The organism is Segetibacter koreensis DSM 18137 (genome assembly GCF_000374045.1).
Lineage (GTDB): Bacteria > Bacteroidota > Bacteroidia > Chitinophagales > Chitinophagaceae > Segetibacter > Segetibacter koreensis.
Map to the genome: position 1 here is coordinate 266862 of NZ_KB893326.1, position 24354 is coordinate 291215.

At 37.2% G+C, this 24354-nt stretch carries 18 protein-coding genes; 16 read left to right on the forward strand and 2 right to left on the reverse strand.

The genetic code is table 11. The annotated features are described in order from the left end of the window. Positions 1–226 precede the first annotated feature (226 nt). The 6 genes from B154_RS0112515 (at position 227) to B154_RS0112545 (ending at position 6940) form a co-directional block, all read left to right on the forward strand. Positions 227–1588, forward strand: coding sequence for an MBL fold metallo-hydrolase (locus B154_RS0112515; RefSeq protein ID WP_018614595.1), 1362 nt, complete (start codon positions 227–229; stop codon positions 1586–1588). 104 nt (positions 1589–1692) lie between these two features. Then, a complete protein-coding gene (locus B154_RS0112520) occupies positions 1693–2151 on the forward strand; it encodes a DsrE family protein (protein ID WP_018614596.1) in 459 nt (152 codons plus the stop codon). A gap of 349 nt (positions 2152–2500) precedes the next feature. Beyond that, entirely contained in the window at positions 2501–3076 is a 576-nt protein-coding gene (locus tag B154_RS0112525; protein ID WP_026260150.1) for a hypothetical protein, read from the forward strand. Between the two features lie 31 nt (positions 3077–3107). Next, positions 3108–5279: a cation:proton antiporter gene (locus B154_RS0112530; RefSeq protein ID WP_026260151.1), complete on the forward strand. Its 2172-nt coding sequence runs from the start codon at positions 3108–3110 to the stop codon at positions 5277–5279. Between the two features lie 217 nt (positions 5280–5496). After that, positions 5497–5895 (forward strand): YidH family protein, encoded by a 399-nt coding sequence (locus tag B154_RS0112535; RefSeq protein WP_018614600.1) that lies wholly within the window; start codon positions 5497–5499, stop codon positions 5893–5895. A gap of 199 nt (positions 5896–6094) precedes the next feature. Beyond that, entirely contained in the window at positions 6095–6940 is an 846-nt protein-coding gene (locus B154_RS0112545; RefSeq protein WP_018614602.1) for a sugar phosphate isomerase/epimerase family protein, read from the forward strand. 437 nt (positions 6941–7377) lie between these two features. Here B154_RS0112545 and B154_RS0112555 read toward each other — a convergent pair whose 3' ends face one another. Beyond that, positions 7378–10461 carry an Ig-like domain-containing protein gene (locus B154_RS0112555; RefSeq protein ID WP_018614604.1) on the reverse strand — a complete coding sequence of 1028 codons (3084 nt, stop codon included), beginning with the start codon at positions 10459–10461 and terminating at the stop codon, positions 7378–7380. A gap of 381 nt (positions 10462–10842) precedes the next feature. Here B154_RS0112555 and B154_RS0112560 point away from each other — a divergent pair, with 381 nt between their 5' ends. The 7 genes from B154_RS0112560 (at position 10843) to B154_RS0112590 (ending at position 19939) form a co-directional block, all read left to right on the forward strand. Beyond that, positions 10843–13152, forward strand: coding sequence for a DUF7133 domain-containing protein (locus B154_RS0112560; protein WP_018614605.1), 2310 nt, complete (start codon positions 10843–10845; stop codon positions 13150–13152). Positions 13153–13247: 95 nt separating this feature from the next. Beyond that, positions 13248–14429, forward strand: coding sequence for a Gfo/Idh/MocA family protein (locus tag B154_RS0112565; protein WP_018614606.1), 1182 nt, complete (start codon positions 13248–13250; stop codon positions 14427–14429). Between the two features lie 77 nt (positions 14430–14506). Beyond that, positions 14507–15862 carry an MFS transporter gene (locus tag B154_RS0112570; protein WP_018614607.1) on the forward strand — a complete coding sequence of 452 codons (1356 nt, stop codon included), beginning with the start codon at positions 14507–14509 and terminating at the stop codon, positions 15860–15862. A 162-nt stretch (positions 15863–16024) separates the two neighbouring features. Then, on the forward strand, positions 16025–16957 hold the full coding sequence (locus B154_RS0112575; RefSeq protein ID WP_018614608.1) for an RraA family protein: 933 nt from the start codon (positions 16025–16027) through the stop codon (positions 16955–16957). A gap of 78 nt (positions 16958–17035) precedes the next feature. After that, on the forward strand, positions 17036–17968 hold the full coding sequence (locus B154_RS0112580) for an RraA family protein (protein WP_018614609.1): 933 nt from the start codon (positions 17036–17038) through the stop codon (positions 17966–17968). Positions 17969–18158: 190 nt separating this feature from the next. Then, a complete protein-coding gene (locus tag B154_RS0112585; RefSeq protein ID WP_026260153.1) occupies positions 18159–19316 on the forward strand; it encodes a Gfo/Idh/MocA family protein in 1158 nt (385 codons plus the stop codon). Between the two features lie 275 nt (positions 19317–19591). Continuing rightward, a complete protein-coding gene (locus tag B154_RS0112590) occupies positions 19592–19939 on the forward strand; it encodes a heavy metal-binding domain-containing protein (protein ID WP_157580683.1) in 348 nt (115 codons plus the stop codon). A 353-nt stretch (positions 19940–20292) separates the two neighbouring features. On the opposite strand, the gene B154_RS0112595 is transcribed toward B154_RS0112590, so the two are convergent. Beyond that, positions 20293–22131 (reverse strand): DUF4091 domain-containing protein, encoded by a 1839-nt coding sequence (locus tag B154_RS0112595; RefSeq protein WP_018614612.1) that lies wholly within the window; start codon positions 22129–22131, stop codon positions 20293–20295. Positions 22132–22704: 573 nt separating this feature from the next. On the opposite strand from B154_RS0112595, the gene B154_RS28450 reads away from it, so the two are divergent. The 3 genes from B154_RS28450 to B154_RS0112610 all read left to right on the forward strand — a co-directional run bounded on the left by B154_RS28450 (position 22705) and on the right by B154_RS0112610 (position 24158). Further along, positions 22705–23115 (forward strand): response regulator, encoded by a 411-nt coding sequence (locus B154_RS28450; protein ID WP_018614613.1) that lies wholly within the window; start codon positions 22705–22707, stop codon positions 23113–23115. A gap of 129 nt (positions 23116–23244) precedes the next feature. Then, positions 23245–23793, forward strand: coding sequence for a DUF4142 domain-containing protein (locus B154_RS0112605; RefSeq protein ID WP_018614614.1), 549 nt, complete (start codon positions 23245–23247; stop codon positions 23791–23793). Further along, positions 23790–24158 carry a plastocyanin/azurin family copper-binding protein gene (locus B154_RS0112610; protein WP_018614615.1) on the forward strand — a complete coding sequence of 123 codons (369 nt, stop codon included), beginning with the start codon at positions 23790–23792 and terminating at the stop codon, positions 24156–24158. The genes B154_RS0112605 and B154_RS0112610 overlap by 4 nt, the downstream gene beginning before the upstream one ends. Positions 24159–24354 lie beyond the last annotated feature (196 nt).

Sequence of the window (24354 nt, forward strand, 5' to 3'; positions counted from 1 at the left end):
AAATAACCAGGTCATTCTTTCACGCCAGAGTGTTTAAAGCTAAAAGTGGAAATTTTGCACGGGTGACTAAAGTTACTATTGATAAAGTAAAACCTTTGTTATTTGGAGCTTACTTTTAACGAACCGAAGGCCAAACTCGCGACCTATGAGGGCTAGAACTTATGTGACATCGGTCACCAGAATATTTCTTTTATGTGAGAAACTTTGTAAAATAAATTGAAAATGTATGGAGATAAAACAATGGGAAGATAAAAACCTTGCTCAATTTAGTTATGGTATATTTAGCAATTGTGAAAAGAAAATAATATTAATAGACCCTGCGCGTAATCCCCGGCAGTACCTCGATTATGCTAAGGAAATGGAGGCGGAAATTACAGGAATCATAGAAACGCATCCACATGCTGATTTTGTCAGCAGCCATTTAGAACTGCATCAAATAACAGGAGCTACTATCTATGCAAGCCGGCTGGTTAACCCGGCATATCCGCATCAAACCTTTGATGAAGGCCAATTTATACAACTGGGTAAAATAAAACTATTGGCCTTTAATACTCCCGGTCATTCTCCTGATAGCATTTCGATTTTGTTAGAACACGATGGCAAACAAAAAGCAGTTTTTACCGGTGATACACTTTTCATAGGGGACTGTGGCAGACCTGACTTAAGAGAAGATGGTGGTGATGCAAAAACGGTAGCAAATAAACTGGCAAGACAAATGTATCACAGCTTGCGAAACAAGTTGATCGTATTGCAAGATGATGCTATCGTTTATCCCACTCATGGCGCAGGTACACTTTGTGGCAAGGCTTTGAGTGAAGCCAGCAGCAGTACAATTGGTGAAGAGAAGAAAACGAACTGGAGTTTACAGCAACAAACCGAGGAAGAATTTGTAAGCAAACTGCTCAATGAACAACCCTTTGTACCGGCTTATTTTCCTTTTGATATAGAGTTAAATAAAAAAGGTGCATTACCGTTTAAGGAAAGCATAGAAAAAGTAAAAGCCGGTGCTGCAATAAACGCGGAAAAACTAAAGCAAATAAATAAACAAAATCTATGGATGATAGATGTTCGCGATCAAAGTGCTTATAAAGAAGGACATTTACCAGGATCTATAAATTTAATGGAAGGTGAAAAATTTGATACCTGGCTGGGCAGTATCATACAACCACATGAACGTTTTTATCTTGTTGCAAAAGATACTGATCAATTGCAGGACGTGATTGAGAGAGCCGCAGCAATAGGTTACGAAAGTCAAATAGTGGAAGCATTTGTATTGGAGGCAGCAAGTGAAACAAGCGATGCAATTAACATCAGCAAATTTAAAGGGCATGAAGATGCATATACCATCATTGATGTTAGAAATACAAATGAGGTAAAAGAGCAAAAAGTATTTGAAAAGAGTATTAATATTCCATTGGCAGACTTGAGGGATAAAATAAGTGAAATACCTACAAACAAACCGGTTGTAGTACATTGTGCAAGTGGTTACAGAAGCGCAGCCGGAAGTTCACTGATCGAATCGAAATTAGATGGCAGAGTAAATGTTTTTGATTTAGGCGAGGCGGTTAAAGAATATATCAAAGAATAAATAATTGATTAAGTTATTACAGATCGTCACTACTAATTTTATACATTTAAGCTAATTATAAATTTAAAAACTATAGAAATTAATATCTAACAATTAAATTAAGTATGAAAAAGATAATGGTTGTTTTAATGTTTACAGGTACGTTTTTAACTACCAAAACTTTTAGCCAGGCAAAAGTTGATCCGGCCAACTTTCATGGGGCAACAGCAAATTTAAAAGAGTACAAAGCCTTATATATCGTTAATAGTTCAGATGAAAAAAAGATAAAGGGCACGATCAGGAATATAAACAACGCATTGGCAGATCCCCGCCTTAAAGGAAAGCTCCAAGTTGAACTGGTTGCTTTTGGTGATGGTGTAGAAATGTTTAGAAAATCAAATCATTATGATACTTTACTTACAAACCTTCAAGAAAAAGGTGTGTTACTTGCACAATGTGAGAATACGATAAGAGAAAGAAAAATAAGCAAAGATGACTTGTTGTCTTTCATTTCGTACGTACCAAGTGGCAATGGCGAAATTATTATCCGGCAATACCAGGGGTGGGCTACTGTACATCCTTGAGTATTGACTAAGTTAATGCATCAAAAAAAAGAAATCGATATTTGGCTCTCATTACGCAATGCAACAAGAAGGATTAGTTTTTTAATTTCTTAAGATTTATTAAATTACTATAAAAACCCTTTTTAGATAGTTTCATCTTGCAGTAGAGCGATTGAAAGTTTTATAAAAAACAGTTGAAAGATTAGAAAGCGATTAGAAAAGTTTTTGGCCAGCGAGTACGATATTCTATTATGTACTTTTGATATGATGCTGGGCGCAGATACCTTGTTATTCTTACAGAATAATTATAGAAACATTTCACCTTTATTATTTGTATAATCATCGTCAATTGTGGAATAAATTCTTAAAAATGAAATTGATTTTCTTTTTATTGTTAATGCTTTCTTTTTTTACAGGTTGCGACATTAAAGAAAAGGAAAAAAGACTGCAGCAAAAAGAGCTTGAACTCAATCAGAAAGAACAGGAACTGTTAGTGAGAGAAAGGACTTTGCAGGCTAAGGAAGATGCATTGGCAGAAAGAGAAAATATATTGGATAGTTCAACTAATAAATTATTAGTTGACAGCTCTATTTTATTAAATACTCAGCTACCTGGAATCTGGAATGCGAAAATGAACTGCACAGAAACTACCTGTCCAGGTTCTGCTGTAGGCGATATTAAAACCGAACAATGGCAAATAGATTACCAGGATAATAAAGTTATAGTTCGAACAATAAGCGGAAATAAACAGGTAAGGGTCTATAGTGGTGCTTACGCCGGCAATACGCTTGAATTAACTTTACAGCAAAATGACTCCACTGCCCAGGCAACAAAAACGCTTGTTCGTTTACAGGAAACAGGAGAAAATGAAATGGAAGGACAACGGGAAATTATTCGCGGAGAGGAGTGCCGGATAGTATATGCTTTACAATTAAAAAAGCAGTAGATAATCATCTTTCATTTTTTTAATTAAGCTTATGGTATTATTAGCAGAGTTAGACTTTTCACTTCCTTTAAAAAATCCGGTCATCATATTTTCACTGGTGCTGTTTATTATTTTATTTGCACCCCTGCTTTTAAATAAATTAAAAATCCCCCACATAATCGGGCTTATAGTAGCAGGCATTATAATAGGGCCTTACGGTTTAAATTTATTATTAAGAGATAGTAGTATTGTACTGTTTGGTACAGTGGGGCTATTATACATTATGTTTACTGCAGGTTTAGAAATAGACCTTGAAGAGTTTAAAAAAAACCGGGTAAAGAGTCTTGTGTTTGGTCTGTATACATTTATCGTTCCACTGCTATTGGGTAGTATTGCTGCCTATTATGTATTGGGGTACAATATACCATCATCAATATTGCTTTCCAGCATGTTTGCTTCACATACCTTGTTAGCGTACCCGATTGCTAGCAGGTACGGTATTACACGTATCAGGTCCGTAACTCTGACTATTGGCGGAACTATTATTACCGATATTCTTGCATTACTAGTTTTGGCTGCTGTTGTTGGTATGTACCAGGGCGAAATAAGTCCTGCTTTCTGGATAAGATTGACTATTTCTTCCATCATTTTTGCAGCTGTTGTATTTTTTGTGTTCCCTATAATTGCAAGATGGTTTTTTAAAAAATTTGACGACAGTATCTCACAATACATATTTGTTCTTGCTACTGTTTTCCTGGGATCTTTCCTTGCAGAAGTAGCAGGTCTCGAGGCAATTATAGGCGCCTTTCTTTCAGGTCTTGCCATCAATAGGTTTATACCACACTCATCGCCTTTAATGAACCGTATTGATTTTGTTGGCAATGCCTTATTTATCCCTTTCTTTTTAATTGGAGTTGGAATGCTGGTTGACTTCAGCGTACTCTTTAAAGGAATTGGAGCCCTTAAAGTGGCAGGTCTAATGATAGTAATGGCGGTCGTTGCTAAATATCTTGCGGCATGGCTTACTCAAAAAACCTTTAGGTTATCTAAAGATGAAAGACAGATGATTTTTGGATTAAGTAATGCGAGGGTAGGAGCTACACTGGCGGTTGTACTGGTAGGATATAATGTAATTTTAGGGGAAACGGCCTCAGGCGATCCTATCCGCCTGCTCAACGATGACGTGCTAAATGGTACCATTTTAATGATATTAGTTACTTGCACCATCAGCTCCTTTACGGTTGAAAAAGCATCGCGCAGAATTGCTTTATCGGAAAATACCAAACAGGACTTGCCTGAAGATGAAGCAACAACAGAGAAAATACTTATTTCCCTGGCGTATCCTGAAACTGTTAGTGACCTGGTTGATTTAGCATTATTACTGAAACCGCATAAGAGTAAGACGCCGGTGTATGCTTTACATGTAGTAGATGAACAAGGTGCTCATGGAGGCGAACAATCTGCAGGTAAAAAAATGATGGAGAATGCCGTAAAACTTGCGGCAGCAACAGATAATACAATTGTACCAATAACCCGTTTTGACGTAAACATCAGTAATGGTATTATATATACAATTAAAGAACACAATATAACAGATGTAATAATTGGTTTGCACCGTGTGGCACACCATGGAGATAACTTTTTTGGTCCCTTAACAGAAAATATTCTTGAAGGTACCAGTCAAACCGTGTTTATTTATAAAGCAGCCCAGCCGCTAAACACACTTAAGCGTATTGTAGTTTTAGTAACACCTAATGCAGAGTATGAGCATGGCCTACAACAATGGTTTGAACGAATACAGACAGTTTCAAGAGAAACCGGATTACCTCTTTTTATTTACGCCACCCCATCGACAATAAGAGTATTAAGTGAAATTAACATGGCCGATAGTTCTCCTGTTTCTATTGTGTATGAGCAGTTTACAAATTGGGAGGATTTTCTGATATTTAGCCGCGAGGTCAGGCAGGATGATCTGTTTATTATAATTTCCTCTCGTAAAGGTTATCTGTCTTATAATGCTCATTTGGAGAAACTTCCTGTTTATTTAAGCAAATATTTTAAAGATAATAGTTACATTATTCTTTATCCGGCTCAACCTAAGGGAGTTTCAAATGCCGATCTAAAACCATTGGAACAAAATGTGGAGTTATTAAATAAGGCTGGCAAGTATGTAAAGAACATTTTTAAAAGTGGGGATAATGAATCGAAAAAAAGGAGTCAGTAAAATTTCGACTCTATTATTATTCGCGTTAACGCTGCCCCTAAAAATAGTACTATAAGAAAATTAAAGTGGTTTTAAATAATAAGTTCAGAACCAAAGCAATTAGTAAAAGATCCTTTATTTCAAATCCTGTGTTTTATAAATTAGTTGAAAGAATTATCCATAATATAAATAACAGAAATATTTTATTTAGCTGAAAATTTTTTATAAGATTAAGAGAATGGAAAACAAAATTGATAAAGACAATACCAAAAGGTTATCAGGACCTACTGATCATCTTGCTAATGAAAGGACTTTTCTTGCCTGGATACGAACAAGTATTGCATTAATGGGATTTGGATTTGTAATTGTGAAGTTTGCTCTATTTATTCGTCAGATTTCTATTGCATTAGGAGAAAAAGTAGTAATTCAGGGTAAAGGATATTCCGCAATGATCGGCGTATACATGGTAGCTCTCGGAGCTATTATGGCCCTGCTAGCTTACTTTCGTTATCGTAACATTGAAAAGCAACTTAACGATAATGTTTATTTCCCTTCCAAATGGCTTTCGACCTTAGTTACCCTTAGTATTGTTGTTGGCAGTATTTTATTAGTACTGTATCTGCTGCCAAATATCTAGTATTCATGTAAAAAATACCTTCTCTTTACCCATCGTTCTATATAAAAATTTGTTCACCTGAAAAAGAAACTTTTGAGGTAACAACTTTTTGCAATAGCAGCTTTCCAACTGCTTTTTTGTACTTTCCTTTTCCATTTGTATCATTGCGAAGGCGGTTGAAAGTTTATCTGCCATTACACTTTTAATTAAAAAATTTAAAATGAAAGCTCAATTAATTTTTACCAGGCTTATTGCAGGAAGCATCGGGTTATTTGTCTCGCTAAATGGGTTGGTTGCACAGGAAATAGGGTTGCAGTTATATAGCTTACGAAATGAGTTTAAAACTGATGTGCCTGGTACTCTTGCTAAAATAAAAGAATGGAAAATAAGTAAGATAGAAGGCGGAGGTACATACGGCCTGCCGATGGATGAATACAAGAAATTGTTGCAGCAAAACAATCTTCAGATGGTGAGCTATGGGGCCGGATTTGAAGAATTAGCTAAAGATCCACAAGCAGTTATTGATAATGCAAAAGCTTTTGGTTCAAAGTTTATAATGTGTGCCTGGGTTCCTCACAAGGAAGGTGAATTTACTTTAGACGATATAAAAAAAGCGATAGATGTTTTTAGTGCAGCCGGAAAACTGGCATATGAAAACGGAATTAAATTTTGTTATCATCCGCATGGTTATGAGTTCAGGCCCTATGAAAACGGAACATTGTTCGATTATTTGGTAAAGAATACTGACCCCCGGTATGTAAATTATGAAATGGATGTATTTTGGGTGAAGCAGCCTGGACAAGACCCCGTAGCTTTACTGAAGAAATATCCGAAACGTTTTTTGATGTTGCATTTGAAAGACAGGCAACCTGGAACTGAAGGAAACCAGAATGGACGCGCACCAGATGAATCAAATGTAGTTTTGGGTAAAGGTGATGTGGGTATAGCTGCAATAATGAAGGAAGCTAAAAAAATCGGGATTAAATACTTTTTTATAGAAGATGAGTCACCAAATGCCGCAGAACAAATACCTCAAAGTTTGCACTTCCTTTACAGCCTTAAATAAAAGTTGTTTTTAACGCCAGGCTTCTGACTCCTTTTAATTTACTTACTTGTTATGTCCTAAATGATTTTATTTTGACGTTATTCGTCATCTACATTGTTTATGACGAGAAATATTATTCCTGCTAACAGAAGTAATACGCTCTGGTCATAAACATTTATAGTTTTGAAGACGTATTAGACGCTAATTACAGAAAGGTTTTGTTGCGTAGCTGCAAGAAGAAAATAATAAAATCTGCTATATAACCTGCAATGAGGGCTAAACCTATAGTAATGACAGCTATTATTTTCACTATTTCTAATTATGTATTTGTAATATATAAACGTAAAACATTTATAAAAAGTATTTATGGTATAAAAAAAGCATTAAAATGAGATATTTATCTTTTTCAGGACCATGCCATTTTTTGCTTCTTATACTTAATCTCTGGTTGCCAGAGATTAATTCTTTATAAATTTCTTGCTTATTATAAAATTATCGCTGGTAATCTTTGCAATATACACACCTGTGCTTAGCGAAGTTACATCCATTTGAAGAGTTACGCCTGATAAAACCACAGGGATATTTTTAACAACAATTCCTGCTAAGTTGGTGACAGACAGATTTGCTTTCTGATAATTAACTTGTAATCCTTCCAATTTTATTTGTATTTTATTTACAGCAGGGTTAGGAAACACCTTTGCGTCTAATGCTGTACTTACATTATTGCTTGCAAGACTGAGGTTTAAGTTAAGAGCACGAACATTTCCTGCATTCGTTGTATCGTTATTTTCTGCGGGTTTAAGGCTTACAATAGGTGAAATCACTGTTACTATTACTACAGAAGATGTTGTTACAGCGCCGTTATTGTCTGTGGCTTTTGCGGTAATTGTGTAAATTCCTGCTGGTACATTGTTCCAGGTGTAGTTATAAGGACTTGTACTGTCAGTTGCCAACAACGTGTTACCATTATAAAACTCCACTTTAGTTACCGTACCATCGCTATCAGTTGCAGTAGCACTGATATTAACTGATGCAGATGAGTCTATGGTTGCATTAGCTAAAGGGCTTGTAATACTTACTATGGGAGCAGCATTTTGAACGCCACCATCTTTTATCAATACTGCTGATTGGTAAGGTTGTAGAACTATGCTGTTTGAAAATTTATTGTTTTTAACATCAATATACCTGCCGTTTAAACTAAACGTTTTACTTACCTGGCTGGCATTAAAGACAAATTTGATAGAATCGTCGGGATTTGTTATAGTTGCATCTGCTTCAAATAATTGCACATTGTCTATATAATAGGTACTCTGAGCATCAACGGACAGAACCAAAGCCCCGCTTGTTTCATTAACGCTGGGAGTAAATATCATATCGTTTTCAGTGCGCCCGGTACCTACAGCACGATACTGAGTTTTAGTTAAAGCAGCATAGTTAGAACTGGAAGAGCCTCTTAGAAATGCACCGATACTCATATTGCCGGTACCCTTAAGGCTATACTTTAAAATATATTTTTTCCCCGCGGAAAGAGTTCCCACACCCATAACAATTGAAGAAGTTTTTGCTGATGGAACAACTGCCAGATACCCGCCATCCAAAGCTGATGAATTTGCCCAGCTTACTGTGCAGCTATTGTGTCGATAGCACTTGCTTATATCGGTACTGCTGTTAAAGCCACCGCTTGGAAATTTATTTAAACCAATTAAGCTTTTAAGATTATAGGACGCTATCTGTTTCGGGCTTCCTTTTGAATGGATATCTTTATTAAATTCTCCTTTCCAGGCTTGCAGGGTAAGAAGGTTTACATCTTGGGAAGAAGTATAAACAAATGTGGTATTAGAAATAGACATTTGATCATCTATTGGCCTTGCATAATAGTTGCTGTCAAAGGTTCCTATTGCAGCTATTTCACTATTTCCACCTCTTGTAAGTATAGCAGAAACTACATCTTTTGCATTCTTTGAGAAAAAAATATTATTGTTAATTGTGTGATTGTATAACGGATTTCTAGAACCATCATACTTCATATGCAGCTGTCCATTTATATTATTAAAGCTGGTGTTATTTCTCAGCACGATATCATGTGTACTATTTAAAAAGATTCCGCGATTAGAATTTGCTATAGTGTTACCGGTAATTTCTACGCCATTAACACCACCGTCCATATAAATTCCATCTGCCGAAGAAAAATATGCATCCGTGCCTTGTTGAGCTCCAATGCCATTTAGGACAATATTGCCCGTTATTTTTCTTCCGTAAGTAGTGAAATTACCAGATGTGTAAATCCCTCCGCAATCATCTTTTATGAAATTAAATGTGTCAATATAGTTATTCTTAACAGTGGTATAATCCCCGCCCATTGTAATGCCATAAGCACCTGAATTTATAATCCTGTTATATTCCACAAGTCCGCTATTGCTAATTCTGATGCCCGCACCTACGCCCTGACCGCTTTGGCCCATGCCAGCTATATAATACGTGTTTCTAACAAAGTTGTTCCTAATAATCGCATACTTATTTGAGCCAGAGGCAGAGACTCCGTTATTAAAGGAGTTTAAAACGGAACAATTTTCTAATTTAAAATAGGAGTGAAGTGAGAGATTTACACCATCTATTCCTGATGAGGAAATATTGCAATTTGTTATACTTATATGGCTTCCATTATTGATGTCTACGCAATTTTCATTAGCTCCTTTTAAAGTTAAATTGTCAAAAACCAGGTAATTCTTACTGTCAGCGTAAACCAGGTTATTAATAGCAGTTGCTTTTACTGTATAAGAAGAAGGCGTATTTGTTCCAAAATACATACTGATTCTTTTCGTGGTTGGATTATAATACCATTCTCCTAATTGATCTAATGTTTTAATGCTGTTTTGAATAAAATAGCCGTAATCATTTTTAGGTTCCGATAGAGCTGAAAAGTATAAAGTACTTCCTGAATGAGATGTAATGAGGTATCTGTCCATGATCCAATGAAATGAACGTATAACCAATTCTGCCCCTGTCCAGTTTGGAGAAGAAGTTAATTCATTATCGGTAATTGAGGTTTTACCTGAATGGGATTCAAGAGTCAGGTAGCCTTTATTTGCGGCATTACTATTAGGATAACGTCCCATTCCTTGCTCTACGTCATTTAAAAGAACCATATTGACCCGAGATCCTAAAGAAGAGTTAGCACTGCAATCGTAGACGCCTTTATAAGTGGAATTGGCAGTCCAGCCGGATAGTGTAACTAAAGAAGTTATAACGGGCTTGTCTCCTGTGCCATAGGCTCCTATAAGAATAGGCGAACCGGAAGTACCTGATTTATTTACAATGATTGATCCATAAAAAGTTTCACCTCTTTTAAAAAGTACGGCATCACCCGGTTGAAGATTGCTGAAAAAAGAGTTAAGTTTATTTAGCGACTTCCAGGGCGTAGAAGAACTTTGAGCCTGAGTCGGCGTTCTGGAATCATCTCCGGATGAAGCTGAAAAATAATAAGTAGTTGCTTCTGCAGAATATAGAAAGAGAACAAATAATAATGTAAAAAAATGTTTCATGTAAATATTTTATCTATTTGTAATGTTTCGTACAGGATTAATGAATGGATGAACTCTGATTATAAGCGTTTTCATTTAAGATTTATTTTATTAAAAAACGAGTTACGACCTTTAAGGGCATCAAATTGTCTTTAATAAGTTAAGATTACTATTTCAGGTTAAAAGCCCCGGATGGGAAAAGAAAGGATAGTGGCAATACTTATTTAAAACTTAATTATCTTTCAACTTCAACAGTAGCCCGACGTGTAGCAGATGAAGCTTTTGCGTAAGCGAAAAATGTAGGAGGCGTGGGGCTGCTTTATAATTTTTTATAATAGTTGTAAGAAAAAAGCTTTTTTTTTTCTTAGATTATAATAGAATTAATAAACGTAGGTGCATTTAATGAAAAAAGTATTTTACTCAATTCCTGTTTTACTGCTGGTAGGTGCGTTAGCAGGAATAGCTATGAACGGTTGCAATAATACATCAGGGACCAAAGTGGTGTTTGATTCATTAACCTTGAAAAAAGGTCTGAACTCGCCCGTATTGTCTGCTGAAGAATCTATTAAAAAAATGCACATTGAAAAAGGCTTTGCTGTAAAGCTTGTTGCATCAGAGCCTCTGGTAACTGCCCCAGTAGCTTTAAACTTTGATGATAAAGGACGTATTTGGGTTGTAGAAATGGAAGACTATATGCCTGATACATTAGGTACTGGGGAAAACGAGCCTACGGGTAAGGTGGTAATTCTCAGCGATAAGAATGGCGATGGAATAATGGACGACCGAAAGGTTTTTTTAGACTCTCTGGTATTGCCCCGGGCTCTTTGCCTGGTAGAAAATGGACTTCTTGTAGCAGAACCTCCTAAACTTTGGTTTTATGAAATTCAAAATGACCGGCCTGTCAAAAAAACGCTTGTAGATGCGAAGTATGCAGAAGGAGGAAATGTAGAACATCAGCCAAACGGTTTATTTCGGGCTTTGGATAACTGGATCTATAGCGCAAAGTCCAGTAAACGATACCGGAAAAAAGGCAATCACTGGTTAATAGAAAATACACATTTTCGCGGGCAATGGGGCATAACGCAGGATGACCAGGGACGTTTGTTCTATAATACCAATTCAGAAAATTTATTAGGCGATTATTTTACTCCGGGACTTGGTGCCTACAACCAGCACCAACAGGCTGTAGAAGGATATATCAAAAAAATTGTTGAAGATAACCGGGTTTATCCGGTAAGGCCAACTCCTGGGGTTAATCGCGGGTATATGGAAGGAGTGCTTGATGATAGTCTTCGACTGGTAAACTTTACTGCTGCCTGTGGCCCTGTCATTTATAACAGCAGCCTGTTTGATAAAGCGTATTATGGAAATGCGTTTGTAGCAGAGCCATCTGCTAACCTTATTAAAAGAAATATTTTGCAGGAAGACGGGTATAAAGTGAAGGGCCGCGAAGCGTATGCCCAAAAAGAATTTTTGGCCAGTGAGGACGAACGGTTTAGACCTGTAAGTTTGTATAATAGCCCGGATGGTGCTTTATATATCGTAGATATGTATCGCGGCATTATTCAGCATAAGACTTATTTAACTCCGTATCTTAAAAATGAAATTAAAGAAAGAAGCTTAACAAAGCCTCTTTCGTGCGGCCGTATTTATAAAGTAGTTCCTGAAAATAGAAAAGAAAATGCAGTAAATATTTCCAATAATGTTGATCAGTTATTGTCTTTGTTGCAAAATCAAAACGGATGGTTGCGTAGTGAAGCACAGCAGCTATTGGTGGATGGAAAGTATTTGCAGGCTGCACCTGCGCTACGTAATTTTCTCAAAGAAACAAATCAGCCATTAACCGTTATCCATTCACTATGGACCATGGAAGGTTTAGGTGTTTTACAACCGCAAGACGTATTGCCCCTGCTTAAACAAACCAACTGGACTATACGAATGCAGGCATTAAGCGTCATCCCTTCTATTATAACCCGCACGAACTATCGGCAGTTCTTGCCTTTGTTAGAGGATATGGTTGCTGAAAGTGATAGCCTGGCTGCTCCCTATATTGCTTTTCTGGCCCACTTCATTCAGCCTTTCAATCGTGCTACTACACATCGGCTTTTGGTAAGGCTAACAAAAAAATACGGGTCCGACTTATTTGTTGCTGATGCTATTATAAGCAATCTGCAAAATAAGGAAGCTGCATGGTATAAAGAGATTCTTTCCATTAATCCTGATACCAGTATTGCTATTAATAAGAGATTAAAAAAAGTGATTGATGATATATCAAAGGCAAAGAACAATAGCAATACTAAAAATATTGCAAAAAAGTTTCCTAAAGGCGTTGCTTTATTTGGATCTGTTTGTCAAACCTGTCACGGAGTCGATGGTAACGGTGTACCATCACTGGCCCCGCCTTTAAATGGTTCTAACTGGGTCTTAGGCGATAAAAATAAATTAATTCCAATTGTATTATATGGTTTAACCGGGCCAGTGAAAGTAGCTGGAAAAGTATATAAATCTCCTGAGATTAATGGTGACATGCCTGGCATCGGTCAGAATAAGGAGTTCTCAGAGGATGACATTGCCCAGGTTTTAAGTTTTATTCGCAACGCCTGGAGCAACAAAGCAGAAAAGATAAGTGCCGGAGATATAACCAATACACGCAGCAAATTTAAAGACAGGCAAAAATCCTTTACAATGGAAGAATTGAATAAGCTGAAATAGTTGGTTTAAGTGGTACAACTCTGTGTCTGTAGAAGCCTGTGCTTCACAAGTGTTTACGGTAGTTTTCAAATCTATTTTTTTATTTAAAATAATGTATGGAAAAAAAAGAGTTACGGGCAGGAATAGTAGGATCAGGCTTTGCTGCAAAATTTCATTACGAGGCCCTTCAGCGTGTTTTTAGCGCAAAAGTTACTATTGCCGGTGCTTACTCGGTCTCTCGTAAAAACCTTTTAAGCTTTACAGAATCACGAAATTTGACTGCCTTCGACAGCATAGAAGATTTAATAGAAAGTTCTGATGTTATTCATGTTTGTACTCCGCCTGTTACACATGAATCAATTGTAGTTGCAGCATTAATACGTAATAAGCATGTTGTGGTCGAAAAACCGTTTACCGGATATTTTGGAGATGACAGTGAAACATTTAACGGCGATACGTTTTCAAAAGAAAAGGGGCTAAAACATTCAATGGAAAGTGTAAGAAGAATGCTGAATGCCGAAAAGGAGAGTGAGGGCCGGATTATGTACGCCGAAAACTGGGTTTATGCACCTGCTATTCAAAAAGAAAGAGAACTATTGCAAAAAACAGGAGCTCAAATAATGTGGATGCACGGCGAGGAATCTCATTCAGGCTCACATTCCTTAACTTACGGACAATGGAAATTTTCGGGTGGTGGTTCTATGATAGGGAAGGGGTGCCATCCTCTGGCGGCAGCGATTTATCTAAAGCACGTTGAAGGGAGAAACAGGAGTGGAAATGCGATAAGACCAAAAACTATTTCTGCACGCACTCATGCTATTACCCGAATGCCCACTTTTAAAAATGAGGGACATTTAAAAACAACATATAAGGACACGGAAGATTTTGCTATGCTGCATATAGTCTTTGAAGACGGTACCATTGCTGATTTATTTGCGAGCGAGTTGGTGTTAGGTGGAGTTCATAACTGGATTGAAGTAAACACTACTAATCACAGAACTATTTGTAACATCAATCCTAATACATCTATGCAAGCTTATACGCCAGCAGAAAAATATTTTGAAGAAGTATATGTAGTTGAGAAAACAGAAACGAAACAAGGCTGGTCATCTATATCGCCTGATGAGGGGTGGTTTGCTGGTTACCAACATGAGATGGATGCATTTTACAAGTCTGCGGCTTTTGGCGATCCCGTTGAAAGTAACAGCAGTCTTGCTTCAGACGTAATAGCTACCATTTATGCCGGGTATGTTTCCGCAGAAAGAAAGGGGGCAGAGGTCGAAATCACCATACTATAAATTAAGTTGTAATCACTTTTATCGGGAATTGAGCTAATATTAATTCTCATATAATCACTCTTAACGCCGCTTCAGCTTTGAATAATCAAACTTCGTACATTCAGCACAAAGAAGATAGAACAGATATTCAGTCTAAAATAGGAAGATATCGTTGGACGATTTGTTCTTTAGTATTTTATGCCACCACTATCAATTACCTCGACAGACAGGTAATAAGCCTTCTGAAACCTACATTAGAAAAAGAATTTAACTGGACGGAAACGGATTACTCTAACATAGTAGTAGCCTTTCAGTTTGCATATGCTTTAGGTATGGTAGGTGCCGGAAGGATCATAGATAAGATAGGTACCAAATTAGGATATGCCATCACCTTATTACTTTGGAGTATTGCATCAGTTTTACATGCCTTTGCTACAGGTACGCTTAGCTTTGCTGTTTTTCGTGCATTTCTTGGTTTTAGCGAAGCCGGGAATTTTCCGGCAGCTTTTAAAACCGTTGCCGAATGGTTTCCTAAAAAAGAGCGGGCTTTTGCAGGAGGCATTTTTAATTCGGGCACCAATGTAGGTGCAATCCTTGCACCACTTGTAGTTCCTTACTTAGCCATTCACTACAGCTGGAAAGTTGCTTTTATAGCAACCGGAGCTGTAGGCTTTATCTGGTTGATCTTTTGGTTTAGATGGTACGACATCCCCTCAAAACAAAAGAGACTTTCTCAAGCTGAGTTTGATTATATTCATAGTGACGTAGAAGTGCCGTGTGCCGGTGGAGTGGAAGAGGAAAAGCGAAAAACTTCGTGGGTTAAATTACTTGGTTACAGGCAAACATGGGCCTTTATAGTTGGTAAATTTTTGACCGATGGTATTTGGTGGTTTTTTTTATTTTGGCTGCCTGCTTTTCTCAATTCGCAATATCACCTTGTTGGCATGCAGGTTAGTCTGCCTATTGCTTTTGTGTATACCCTCGCAGGTGTCGCCAGTATTTTTGGCGGCTGGCTGCCTATGTGGTTTGTACAGGCAAAACGTTGGGATATTGTTCGTGCAAGAAAAACGTCTATGCTTATATATGCCTTTTTCCCATTATTGGTTATGTTTTCACAAGCCGCTGGCAGCTTTGGAATGTGGTATGCCGTAATTATAATTGGTATTGCAGCGTCTGCTCACCAGGCATGGTCTGCCAATCTTTTTACAACCGTCTCAGATATGTTTCCCAAAAGTTCAGTAGCTTCTGTTATCGGTATAGGTGGTATGACGGGTAGTTTAGGGGGTATGGCTGTTGCTACAACTGCAGGATTCTTATTTGATTATTATAAAGGCTTAGGTCACATTGATACGGGTTATTATATATTGTTTTTATATTGCGGACTAGGATATCTTCTTGCCTGGTTCATCATGTTTAAAATATTGGTGCCAAAAATGAAACCCATTCAATTATAATCAGAGAAGGCCAAAAAAGAAGTTTTATTAAAAGAACACCTTCCCTAAGGCACGTTTCCAATTACAATTTGTTCAGCAGGGTGACGTAGAGGTTTCCTTTTAATATACCAAACAACAAAATGATTTTATAAAATAGTAAAACCACAAAATCACACTTTAATTATGAGTAAAAGACCTGCATTTCTTATAGCGTTTATCTTATCTGCCGTTTTTGGACGTGCTCAACATGTGGGCTCGACACCTGATTATGTAAAGGCATTAACGAGCAAATGGGAAGGCGAACGCTTTGCGGATGGACGGCCCAAAGTGCCTGATGCAATTCTTGATCGTTTGCAAAATTGTACGCTAGAACAGATCTGGGGTTATTTAGGTGATAAAGGATATCGAAACCAGGTTGAAAAAAACTGGATAATTCTGAAACCTGGCGAAACAATGGTTGGGCGAGTTGTAACCGCTCAGTTTATGCCTGCACGACCTGACCTTGATACTTTTGTACGAGCACAAGGCAAAGCTGAGGGTCGTTCTCAGCACGGGGGAATAAATATCTGGCCTATTGATATATTAACAAAGGGTGATATTTATGTCGCAGATGGTTATGGCAAAATTAAAGATGGTACTTTGATCGGTTCAAGCCTGGGCAATGCCATTTATGGTAAAACCGGTAAAGGGGTGATATTTTATGGTTCCATCAGAGACATGCAGGAACTAAAGGATACCAAAGGCTTTAACGCCTGGATAAAAGGCAATGATCCATCTTACATTAAAGATATGACGCCAACATCAATCAATGCTCCTATTCGAATAGGTGAAGTGACGGTTTTCCCCGGTGATGTTGTCTTTGCCAATGAATATGGGGTCGTTTTTATCCCCGCTTACTTAATTGAGGGACTTGTAACTGCTTCTGAAATGACAGGTTTGAGGGACGAATTTGAAAGAGAAATGCTTCAATCCGGAAAATATCTGTCAGGCGAGGTACATGGTGACTGGGCCGATAAAATTAAAGATGAATTCCGTGCATGGTTTAAGAAATATCCTAAAAAAACAGCCATCACATCAAAAGATATAGAGGCTTATTTAAAAAAAGAAGGGCATTAGTTCAACAAACAGTCGCGCGTGCTTGAGCGTAACCGCCTGCTTGAAAAAACAAATATTGTTTAAATTATAATTGTAATAATGAAGTATAAAATTGCTATCCTGTTATCTGTTTTCTTTAGTATTTCTATTAAAAACGTTTTGCTTGCTCAAACTATTTCAAAAGAAGAGATGATTTTTCTCACATCTGAGTGGAAGGGAGAGCGCTTTGCTGATGGTCGCCCCAAGATTCCTGACAACTTGTTAGAAAGGGCAAAAAATATAAACATAGATGATGCCTGGACTGTTTTGAAAAATGAAGGTTATACAAACCAGTTTGAGGGTAACTGGAAAATGGTAAAGAATGACGTACCAGTTATAGGACGTGCTGTTACGGCTATGTTTATGCCCAGCCGTCCTGATGTTGAAAAGAATATTAAGGAACGCGGAACAACAAAGCAGGGCCGAAAAGGGAATACAAATGCATGGCCGATAGAAACCCTTACAAAGGGAGATGTATATGTGGCAGATGGTTTTGGGAAAATTGGCGGCGGAACGCTTATGGGATCCACCCTGGCTAATTCAATCTTTAGTAAATCTGGCAATGGAGTTGTTTTTAACGGTGCGTCAAGAGACTTGCAGGAGATTCAGAATATTAAAGGTTTCAATGCATTTGTTCGTGATTTTCATCCTTCGTTTTTAGAAGAAATGGTGTTAATGGGTTTAAATACGCCTATACGTATAGGCGGCGTGATGGTGTTGCCGGGAGACCTTGTTATCGGACAGGGAGAAGGTGTTTTGTTTGTTCCGGCTCACTTAGCAGAACAGGTGATTAGTACTGCCGAATTTGTTATTCGTAAAGATCAGTTTGGATTTGAAATGGTGAAATCAGGAAAGTATACAACAGGCCAGATAGATAGCCAATGGACAGATGAAATTAAAACAGCTTTTTTAAAATGGCTTGAACAACATCCGGAGCTAGGCAAAATGACCAGGGCAGAACTAGATAAAGTTATGAGCAAAAGAACGTGGTAATGTAATATCACAGGTGGATTGTGTAACCTTCAGATTTGGCAGATGAAGCGTATTTACAACAAATTGGCACCAGTGTTTGCTCCGGCTGCTGCTTCGAATTAAATTGATACTGATGAAATAGAGTCACCTTTTGTGCAATTTGGCAAACCTGGTAACTAGACTACAGAATAATTCATAATTAAATTTAAAAGTGAAGAAACTAAATATCGGGATAATAGGTACTAAGTTTATGGGTAAGGCCCATAGCAACGCATGGAAAAAAGCACCGGAGTTTTTCGAAATGTCAACAAGACCTGTCTTGAATGTTGCATGTGGAAGGCATGAAACTTCCCTGAAAGAATTTGCTGACAAATGGGGGTGGGAAGAAACCGAAACAGATTGGAAAAAAATGGTTAAAAGGCCCGATATCGATATTATAGATATTGCAGTACCACAAAATCTACACTATGAAATAGCACTTGCAGCAGCGAAAGAAGGAAAGCATATTTTTTGCGAAAAGCCAATGTGCATGAATCTGACACAGGCAAAAGAAATGCTTAAGGCTTGTGAAGAAAACAAGGTTACTCATTATTTAAACCATAATTACAGAAGAAATCCTGCTGTTGCTCTTGCAAAACAGATGATTGATGAAGGATTATTGGGCAATTTATTTCATTGGAGGGGAGCTTACCAGCAAGACTGGATTGTTAACGCTGATTTTCCGCTTACATGGCAATTGAAAAAAGAAATTGCGCAGGCAGGCCCACAGTGGGATCTTAATTCTCATAGTGTTGATCTGGCTCATTACCTTGTAGGTGATATACAAACCGTTTCTTGTTTAACTGCTAATTTTATAAAAGAAAGGCCTTTAGCTGAAGAAGCAACCTCAGGTAATTTAAAAGCTGAAGCGAAAGGTACGGGCAAAGGTGCGGTAACCGTAGAAGATGCAGCCCTTATGATGGTGAGATTCAAAAGCGGAGCAATAGGTTCTTTTGAGGCTACCCGCTTCGCAACCGGCAGAAGAAACCATAACACTTTTGAAATTTACGGTAGTAGAGGTAGTTTGCTGTTTGACCAGGAACGAATGAACGAACTTCAATTTTATTCGCACGATGATCCTGAAGGACGGCAAGGTTTCAAAACAATTCTTGCTACTGATCCTTCACATCCTTTTATGAAAAACTGGTGGCCTTCGGGTCATAATATTGGTTACGAACATTCTTTTGTTCATGCAGTTGTAGACTTTATAAAAGCAATTGAAGAAGGAAAAACAATTGCGCCAAACTTTGAAGATGGAGTAAAAATAATTAAGGTACTTGAGGCAGGAATTAAATCTGCAGAAACAGGACAAATGGTGGTACTTGAGTAAAGGACAGAAATAAAAAGGGATAAGTTTTGCCCTTCTATAATAATATAAAGCATTTGTTGGAAAATTCTAGAGCGTGTGGGTAAGTATGTATGGCGATACTTCACTCGTTTGAAGTAGGTTAGAGGTGCTAATGATAAAAATCATAAAAGCAATAAATGAAGCCATTTAGCTTTACAGAAGAATGAAAAGGTTTAACCTGCTTTTTCCAGACCGATAATTATTTATATTGATAAAATGAAAAAAGTCGCCTTTAAGCGCTGAACTGAATGAAAAATATGAAAAAGTTAGTCATTTTTATGCTGCTGATAGTATGCGGCACGGTGGTTTTTGCCCAAAACAACAAAGACGCGAAAGACAAAAAAGAGCAAACAAAAAGCGCGGAGAAAATGTATTCTTGTCCAATGCATCCTGAAGTTACAAGCTTAACCGCCGGCAAGTGCCCCAAGTGTAACATGAGTTTGACCCTGTCAAAGAAAGAGCAAATGAAAATGGAGGTTATGAAATTATACGCTTGTCCTATGCATCCTAATGTTGTAAGTGACAAAGCGGGTAAATGTTCTGAGTGCGGGATGACCCTCGAAGAAAAGAAGAGTTACAACACTAATAATAAAGGAAAGATGTAGTACTCTTTGGATGCACTAATTGTTACTGTCACCGGGTCAACAAATTATTAATTAAAAGGTTAGTTCGAAGATTTGCATCGTCCCCTTGACAGTTCTTGCGAACGAAGGCAAAAAGTATTTGCAGTGAATGCTGGTACTACTTCTGACTGTAAGATATTCTGAAAAATAAGTTGTACGAAAAAATGGATCTTGATATAGTTTTACAGGTTGTATTTATACAGATGTAAAATTACTGCAAGAATTTTACATCCTTATTCCTGATCCGATGTTTCTGATAATGCGCGACGTAAATAAGTCGTATAGTTGATTCATAACAGTAGTCGGATTTGCAAAATAATCCACGCGGTCCAATACTATTTTCTGACCGTCGAGACACTACTGGCCAACCTGTTACTTATTTCTTCAATCATTGATCTTCCTTTGTCAACATCGGCTTTTATTTTGTCACTTAAGAAATCTTTTTCTGCAAGAAATGTCTTTAAATGTTCATCAAGTTTCTTCATCAAATTACGTACACTTTCATCACTTGATCTCGCTGCTTTTTCTCTTATTATCCGTATTTTTTCAAAGTCAACAATTCCTTCTCTTAATTTTTCAAAACGTATACAGCTTGTGCCGCCCGGATACATTATGTAGCAATCTCCTGAAGGCCACGACACATGTCTTGCATCTCTCATCGGGTCTGCCGGCCATGCATCATAAGCCCAACGTAAGAATCCGTTGTAATTATGCGCAGTCGTGTACCAGCCAAGCCACCGGCCTTCTATAGGCGGAGAAAAAACGAAATTGTTAGGCACCGGAGGATTGCAACAGTTATAATAGGTGGTTGTAAAACCCTTTGAAGCCCTTCGGTTTACGGCTTCCAAATCTGATTCTTTACCATAAAGGAAACAATAATCATCTAACAGGTTTTCCAGTTCTTTATGCCAATCACCCGCATAGGTTATCTTCCATTTTGGTGAATTTCCCTTCACAACTTTTATCGCCGACAATGTTTCATCAAGTGGATTTTCATTAATTCCTATATATGCTTTTTCAAACCATCCTTTTTGTTCGAGGTGTTTTTTTAATTCAGTAAGAAAAATCTGCCAGAAAGACTTGAAGTCTTTTGAATCGGGCGGCCACGAAACATACACAACATTTCCTGTTTTTTCATCCGTATAATTAAATCTGTAACCTCCCGGCACAGGAGTGTAAACCGTTATTGCTTTATCAATGCCAACGCTCATAGCGAGTTGCACATATTTATCAAAAATATTATAGTCAAATTTCCATGATCCATCTATTCTTTTTAACCAGTTTATCATGCCACCTTCATTCATGTAAGAATTATCGGACCATGGCGAATTAATTGCATAAGTCGTTATGTATTTTCCTCCCGCATCTGCGTACAATTTCAGGTGTTTTTTTAGAAGTAGCATGTGCTCATCCGACCACGGCTTTAAATGATTTTCCCACGCAACGACCCATGGGTTTTGCCATAAATCAAGACGATGTTTCCATTCGTGCGGCATAGGTAATAACTGGTTTTGAACTGCCACTTTTAAGTGAAGTGTAGTTGTATAGTTTACTGCTTTAACTTCGATTGTTCCATCATAGTTTCCAGTTTCAGTTCCTGGCGGAATATTTAATGAAATCCAGACAGGCCTAACTGATCTGCCTGGCACATCAAAGCGATCAAAGGCTTCAAACCTGTCAGGCATAAGGTAAAGATTTTTATAAGGACTCGCTCCGCAGGTTACATCTTTAGCGGCGTACGGATAGTTGCTTATAACATAACGAACCATGTTGACCTGCAGGTTGCTTTTGCTTAAAATGCTGCCTTTGTCATTCTTTAAATCTTTTATTATAAAACGAACCTGTTGCAATGTGTCGGGCGACCAAACGAGTACTACAGCATTAAGCCTTTCTCCCTTCCAGCCCGTTCCTTTCCATGACTGTGTCTCATTTGATAGTTCGGGCACTTCGCTTCTGAAATACAGTTGATCTGTTGATGCAAATGATACATGTATGCCCTTTGCCTGTTTCTTCCATGCTTCGGAATCTAACGTAGTATCAAACGTATATTCCTGCTGGTAATGTGCAGCAGGAACTGGTATTTTTGAAAAGTCAACTTGCCCTTTAAAAGCTTGCCCCACAGCAATTCCTGAGTATAAAAGGCAGAAGAAAAAGATTGTTGCTATATTTTTCATATTCGTTCTTTTGGCAAAAAAAGGCCTGTATATTTTGTAAACATGTTTTGCCTTGTTGTTTCTGTAATGCCGTTTTCTTAAGATTTTGTTGCCGAATTATCATTGTTGAGATGCTTAGAAGGTTCTTGCACTTATTCATCTCTATTCATTAATTGAACATTTTGCCTTAAAAATATAATACGAAGGTAACAAGTAGTTATTGCGCAAGCCACATTAAAAAGCAAGCAAATTTATGAACATTTGTGCCACTGCAGGTTGTTGACTAACATCCATAATAAACTCGAAAAAAAGGTTTATTCTAAAAATTATTAGAAATATTTGAACGGTTAGTAAAAAAACTGTTACCTGGATAATTGATTTTATACATCACCTCATTCATGTTTTTGTACTATGTATAACTATTTATTCATAAAAAACAAATTTTAAATAACAACGATGCATTTAAATAGAAAGACGGAGAATTGATCTGTTATATAAAATAATAAATTTAAATAAATAGGCACTATTTATAAATAAATGCCGTTTAGGTATAGACTTGATATTGAAAAGTACTTGCAGTTAGATTAATAGACAATGGACTTAAAAATTAAACATATAATCTTAGCAGACGATGATTATGATGATAAAGATCTGCTGGAAGAAGCGATTAAAAAGAACTGTCCTGATGTATTATTCACACATGCAGATAACAGCACTACTTTGTTCGATTTATTAAAATCCTCTCCTGCACCCGATATTATTATCCTGGATATCAATATGCCTTATCTTAATGGAAATGAATGCTTGCAAATAATAAAAGGTAATAATGCATTGAAAGGAATTAAGGTTATAATGTATTCTACTTCATCTAATAAAACTGATATAGAAGAATCATTCTTACATGGAGCTGACCATTATGTAATAAAACCGGATAATATTGAAGCCTTACATAAACTTGCGAAAGATATATGCAATGGAACAATAAAATCAGGTGAAAGATATTAATGGCTCCTTGACGATAAGGATATAGAAACAAATCTTCCCATAAGCCAACTTCAAACAATTATTTTAAAAGCCCGCTGTTACTTGTAACCTTTTTTATTTCGATTTACTCCAATGTAAAAAACTCAAGAAATGAAAAAGATAAAAGATTTTATGGGAATCGTTGTTGCCTTCAGCATAATAACCATCGTAACCATTACCCCCGTTTATGCACAGCAAAAATCAAAATTGACTGATCCGGAAATAGCTTCGGCTGCCGTAGTAGCTAATCAAAACGATATAGATTTTGCAAAAATTGCAAGACAGAAATCTAAAAATGAAGAAGTTTTGAAATTTGCAGAAACAATGGCAAAAGACCATAAGGCTGTAATTGACCAGGCCGTGGCACTGGTTACAAAACTGAAGGTCACACCTAAAGACAATACACTAAGTAGAAAGTTAACAGCAGATGCTGCTAATACAAAAAAGATGCTTCTTTCAAAATCGGCAAAGAGTTTTGACAAAGCATATATTGATAATGAAGTAGGTTATCATAAAGCTGTTATAGCAACGGTAGAAACTGTACTGATACCACAATCAACAAATGAGGAATTAAAGGGTTTATTGCAAAATGTTGTACCGGCACTGAAAGCTCATCTTGAACATGCAGAAATGGTTCAAAAAATGTTTGCATCTAAATGAGAAGATTATTAAAAATATCGAAAAAAGGGGTAGCAGTCCTTTTTGCAATTACCTGCCTTTACAGCTGTACCTCGCCTGAAGAAAGAATTAAGAAAAATGAAGTGGCGGTAAGTACTAAAGCTCACACTGTGGTAATACAACAAATGAAATTTGCGCCAGCAGAACTTATCGTAAATGAAGGCGATACTGTAACATGGATCAACAGGGATATTGTAGATCATAATGTAACTGAGGAAGCAAACAAAGAATGGTCATCCTCAAACCTGCGACAGGGGAAGACGTGGAGTATGGTCGTAAAGAAAGCTGCTACTTATTTTTGTACTATTCATCCTGTAATGAAGGGTAAATTAATTGTAAAACAGTGAAACTAGTCCTTATATTTCAGCAACTAAAAGTCTTTTAATTGCAACTTCAGTCTGCCGCCAAATCCATAGGTAAATTTTTAATTGTTGAAAGCTCCACCAACAGACAATAGAGGAAAGAATTGAAGTCATTCTCAAATGTTTCAATAACCGTATTCTTCACAGATAACTTTACCAGGCAAATTTCTGGCATTAGTAA

Bases quoted from the DNA above. Each gene is read 5' to 3' on its own strand.
- B154_RS0112515 (WP_018614595.1), top strand. From the start codon at position 227: ATGGAGATAAAACAATGGGAAGATAAAAACCTTGCTCAATTTAGTTAT.
- B154_RS0112595 (WP_018614612.1), bottom strand. From the start codon at position 22,131: ATGAAAAATATAGCAACAATCTTTTTCTTCTGCCTTTTATACTCAGGA.
- B154_RS0112525 (WP_026260150.1), top strand. From the start codon at position 2,501: ATGAAATTGATTTTCTTTTTATTGTTAATGCTTTCTTTTTTTACAGGT.
- B154_RS0112565 (WP_018614606.1), top strand. From the start codon at position 13,248: ATGGAAAAAAAAGAGTTACGGGCAGGAATAGTAGGATCAGGCTTTGCT.
- B154_RS0112560 (WP_018614605.1), top strand. From the start codon at position 10,843: ATGAAAAAAGTATTTTACTCAATTCCTGTTTTACTGCTGGTAGGTGCG.
- B154_RS0112555 (WP_018614604.1), bottom strand. From the start codon at position 10,461: ATGAAACATTTTTTTACATTATTATTTGTTCTCTTTCTATATTCTGCA.
- B154_RS0112535 (WP_018614600.1), top strand. From the start codon at position 5,497: ATGGAAAACAAAATTGATAAAGACAATACCAAAAGGTTATCAGGACCT.
- B154_RS28450 (WP_018614613.1), top strand. From the start codon at position 22,705: ATGGACTTAAAAATTAAACATATAATCTTAGCAGACGATGATTATGAT.
- B154_RS0112605 (WP_018614614.1), top strand. From the start codon at position 23,245: ATGAAAAAGATAAAAGATTTTATGGGAATCGTTGTTGCCTTCAGCATA.
- B154_RS0112545 (WP_018614602.1), top strand. From the start codon at position 6,095: ATGAAAGCTCAATTAATTTTTACCAGGCTTATTGCAGGAAGCATCGGG.
- B154_RS0112610 (WP_018614615.1), top strand. From the start codon at position 23,790: ATGAGAAGATTATTAAAAATATCGAAAAAAGGGGTAGCAGTCCTTTTT.
- B154_RS0112590 (WP_157580683.1), top strand. From the start codon at position 19,592: ATGAAAAAGTTAGTCATTTTTATGCTGCTGATAGTATGCGGCACGGTG.
- B154_RS0112530 (WP_026260151.1), top strand. From the start codon at position 3,108: ATGGTATTATTAGCAGAGTTAGACTTTTCACTTCCTTTAAAAAATCCG.
- B154_RS0112575 (WP_018614608.1), top strand. From the start codon at position 16,025: ATGAGTAAAAGACCTGCATTTCTTATAGCGTTTATCTTATCTGCCGTT.
- B154_RS0112580 (WP_018614609.1), top strand. From the start codon at position 17,036: ATGAAGTATAAAATTGCTATCCTGTTATCTGTTTTCTTTAGTATTTCT.
- B154_RS0112520 (WP_018614596.1), top strand. From the start codon at position 1,693: ATGAAAAAGATAATGGTTGTTTTAATGTTTACAGGTACGTTTTTAACT.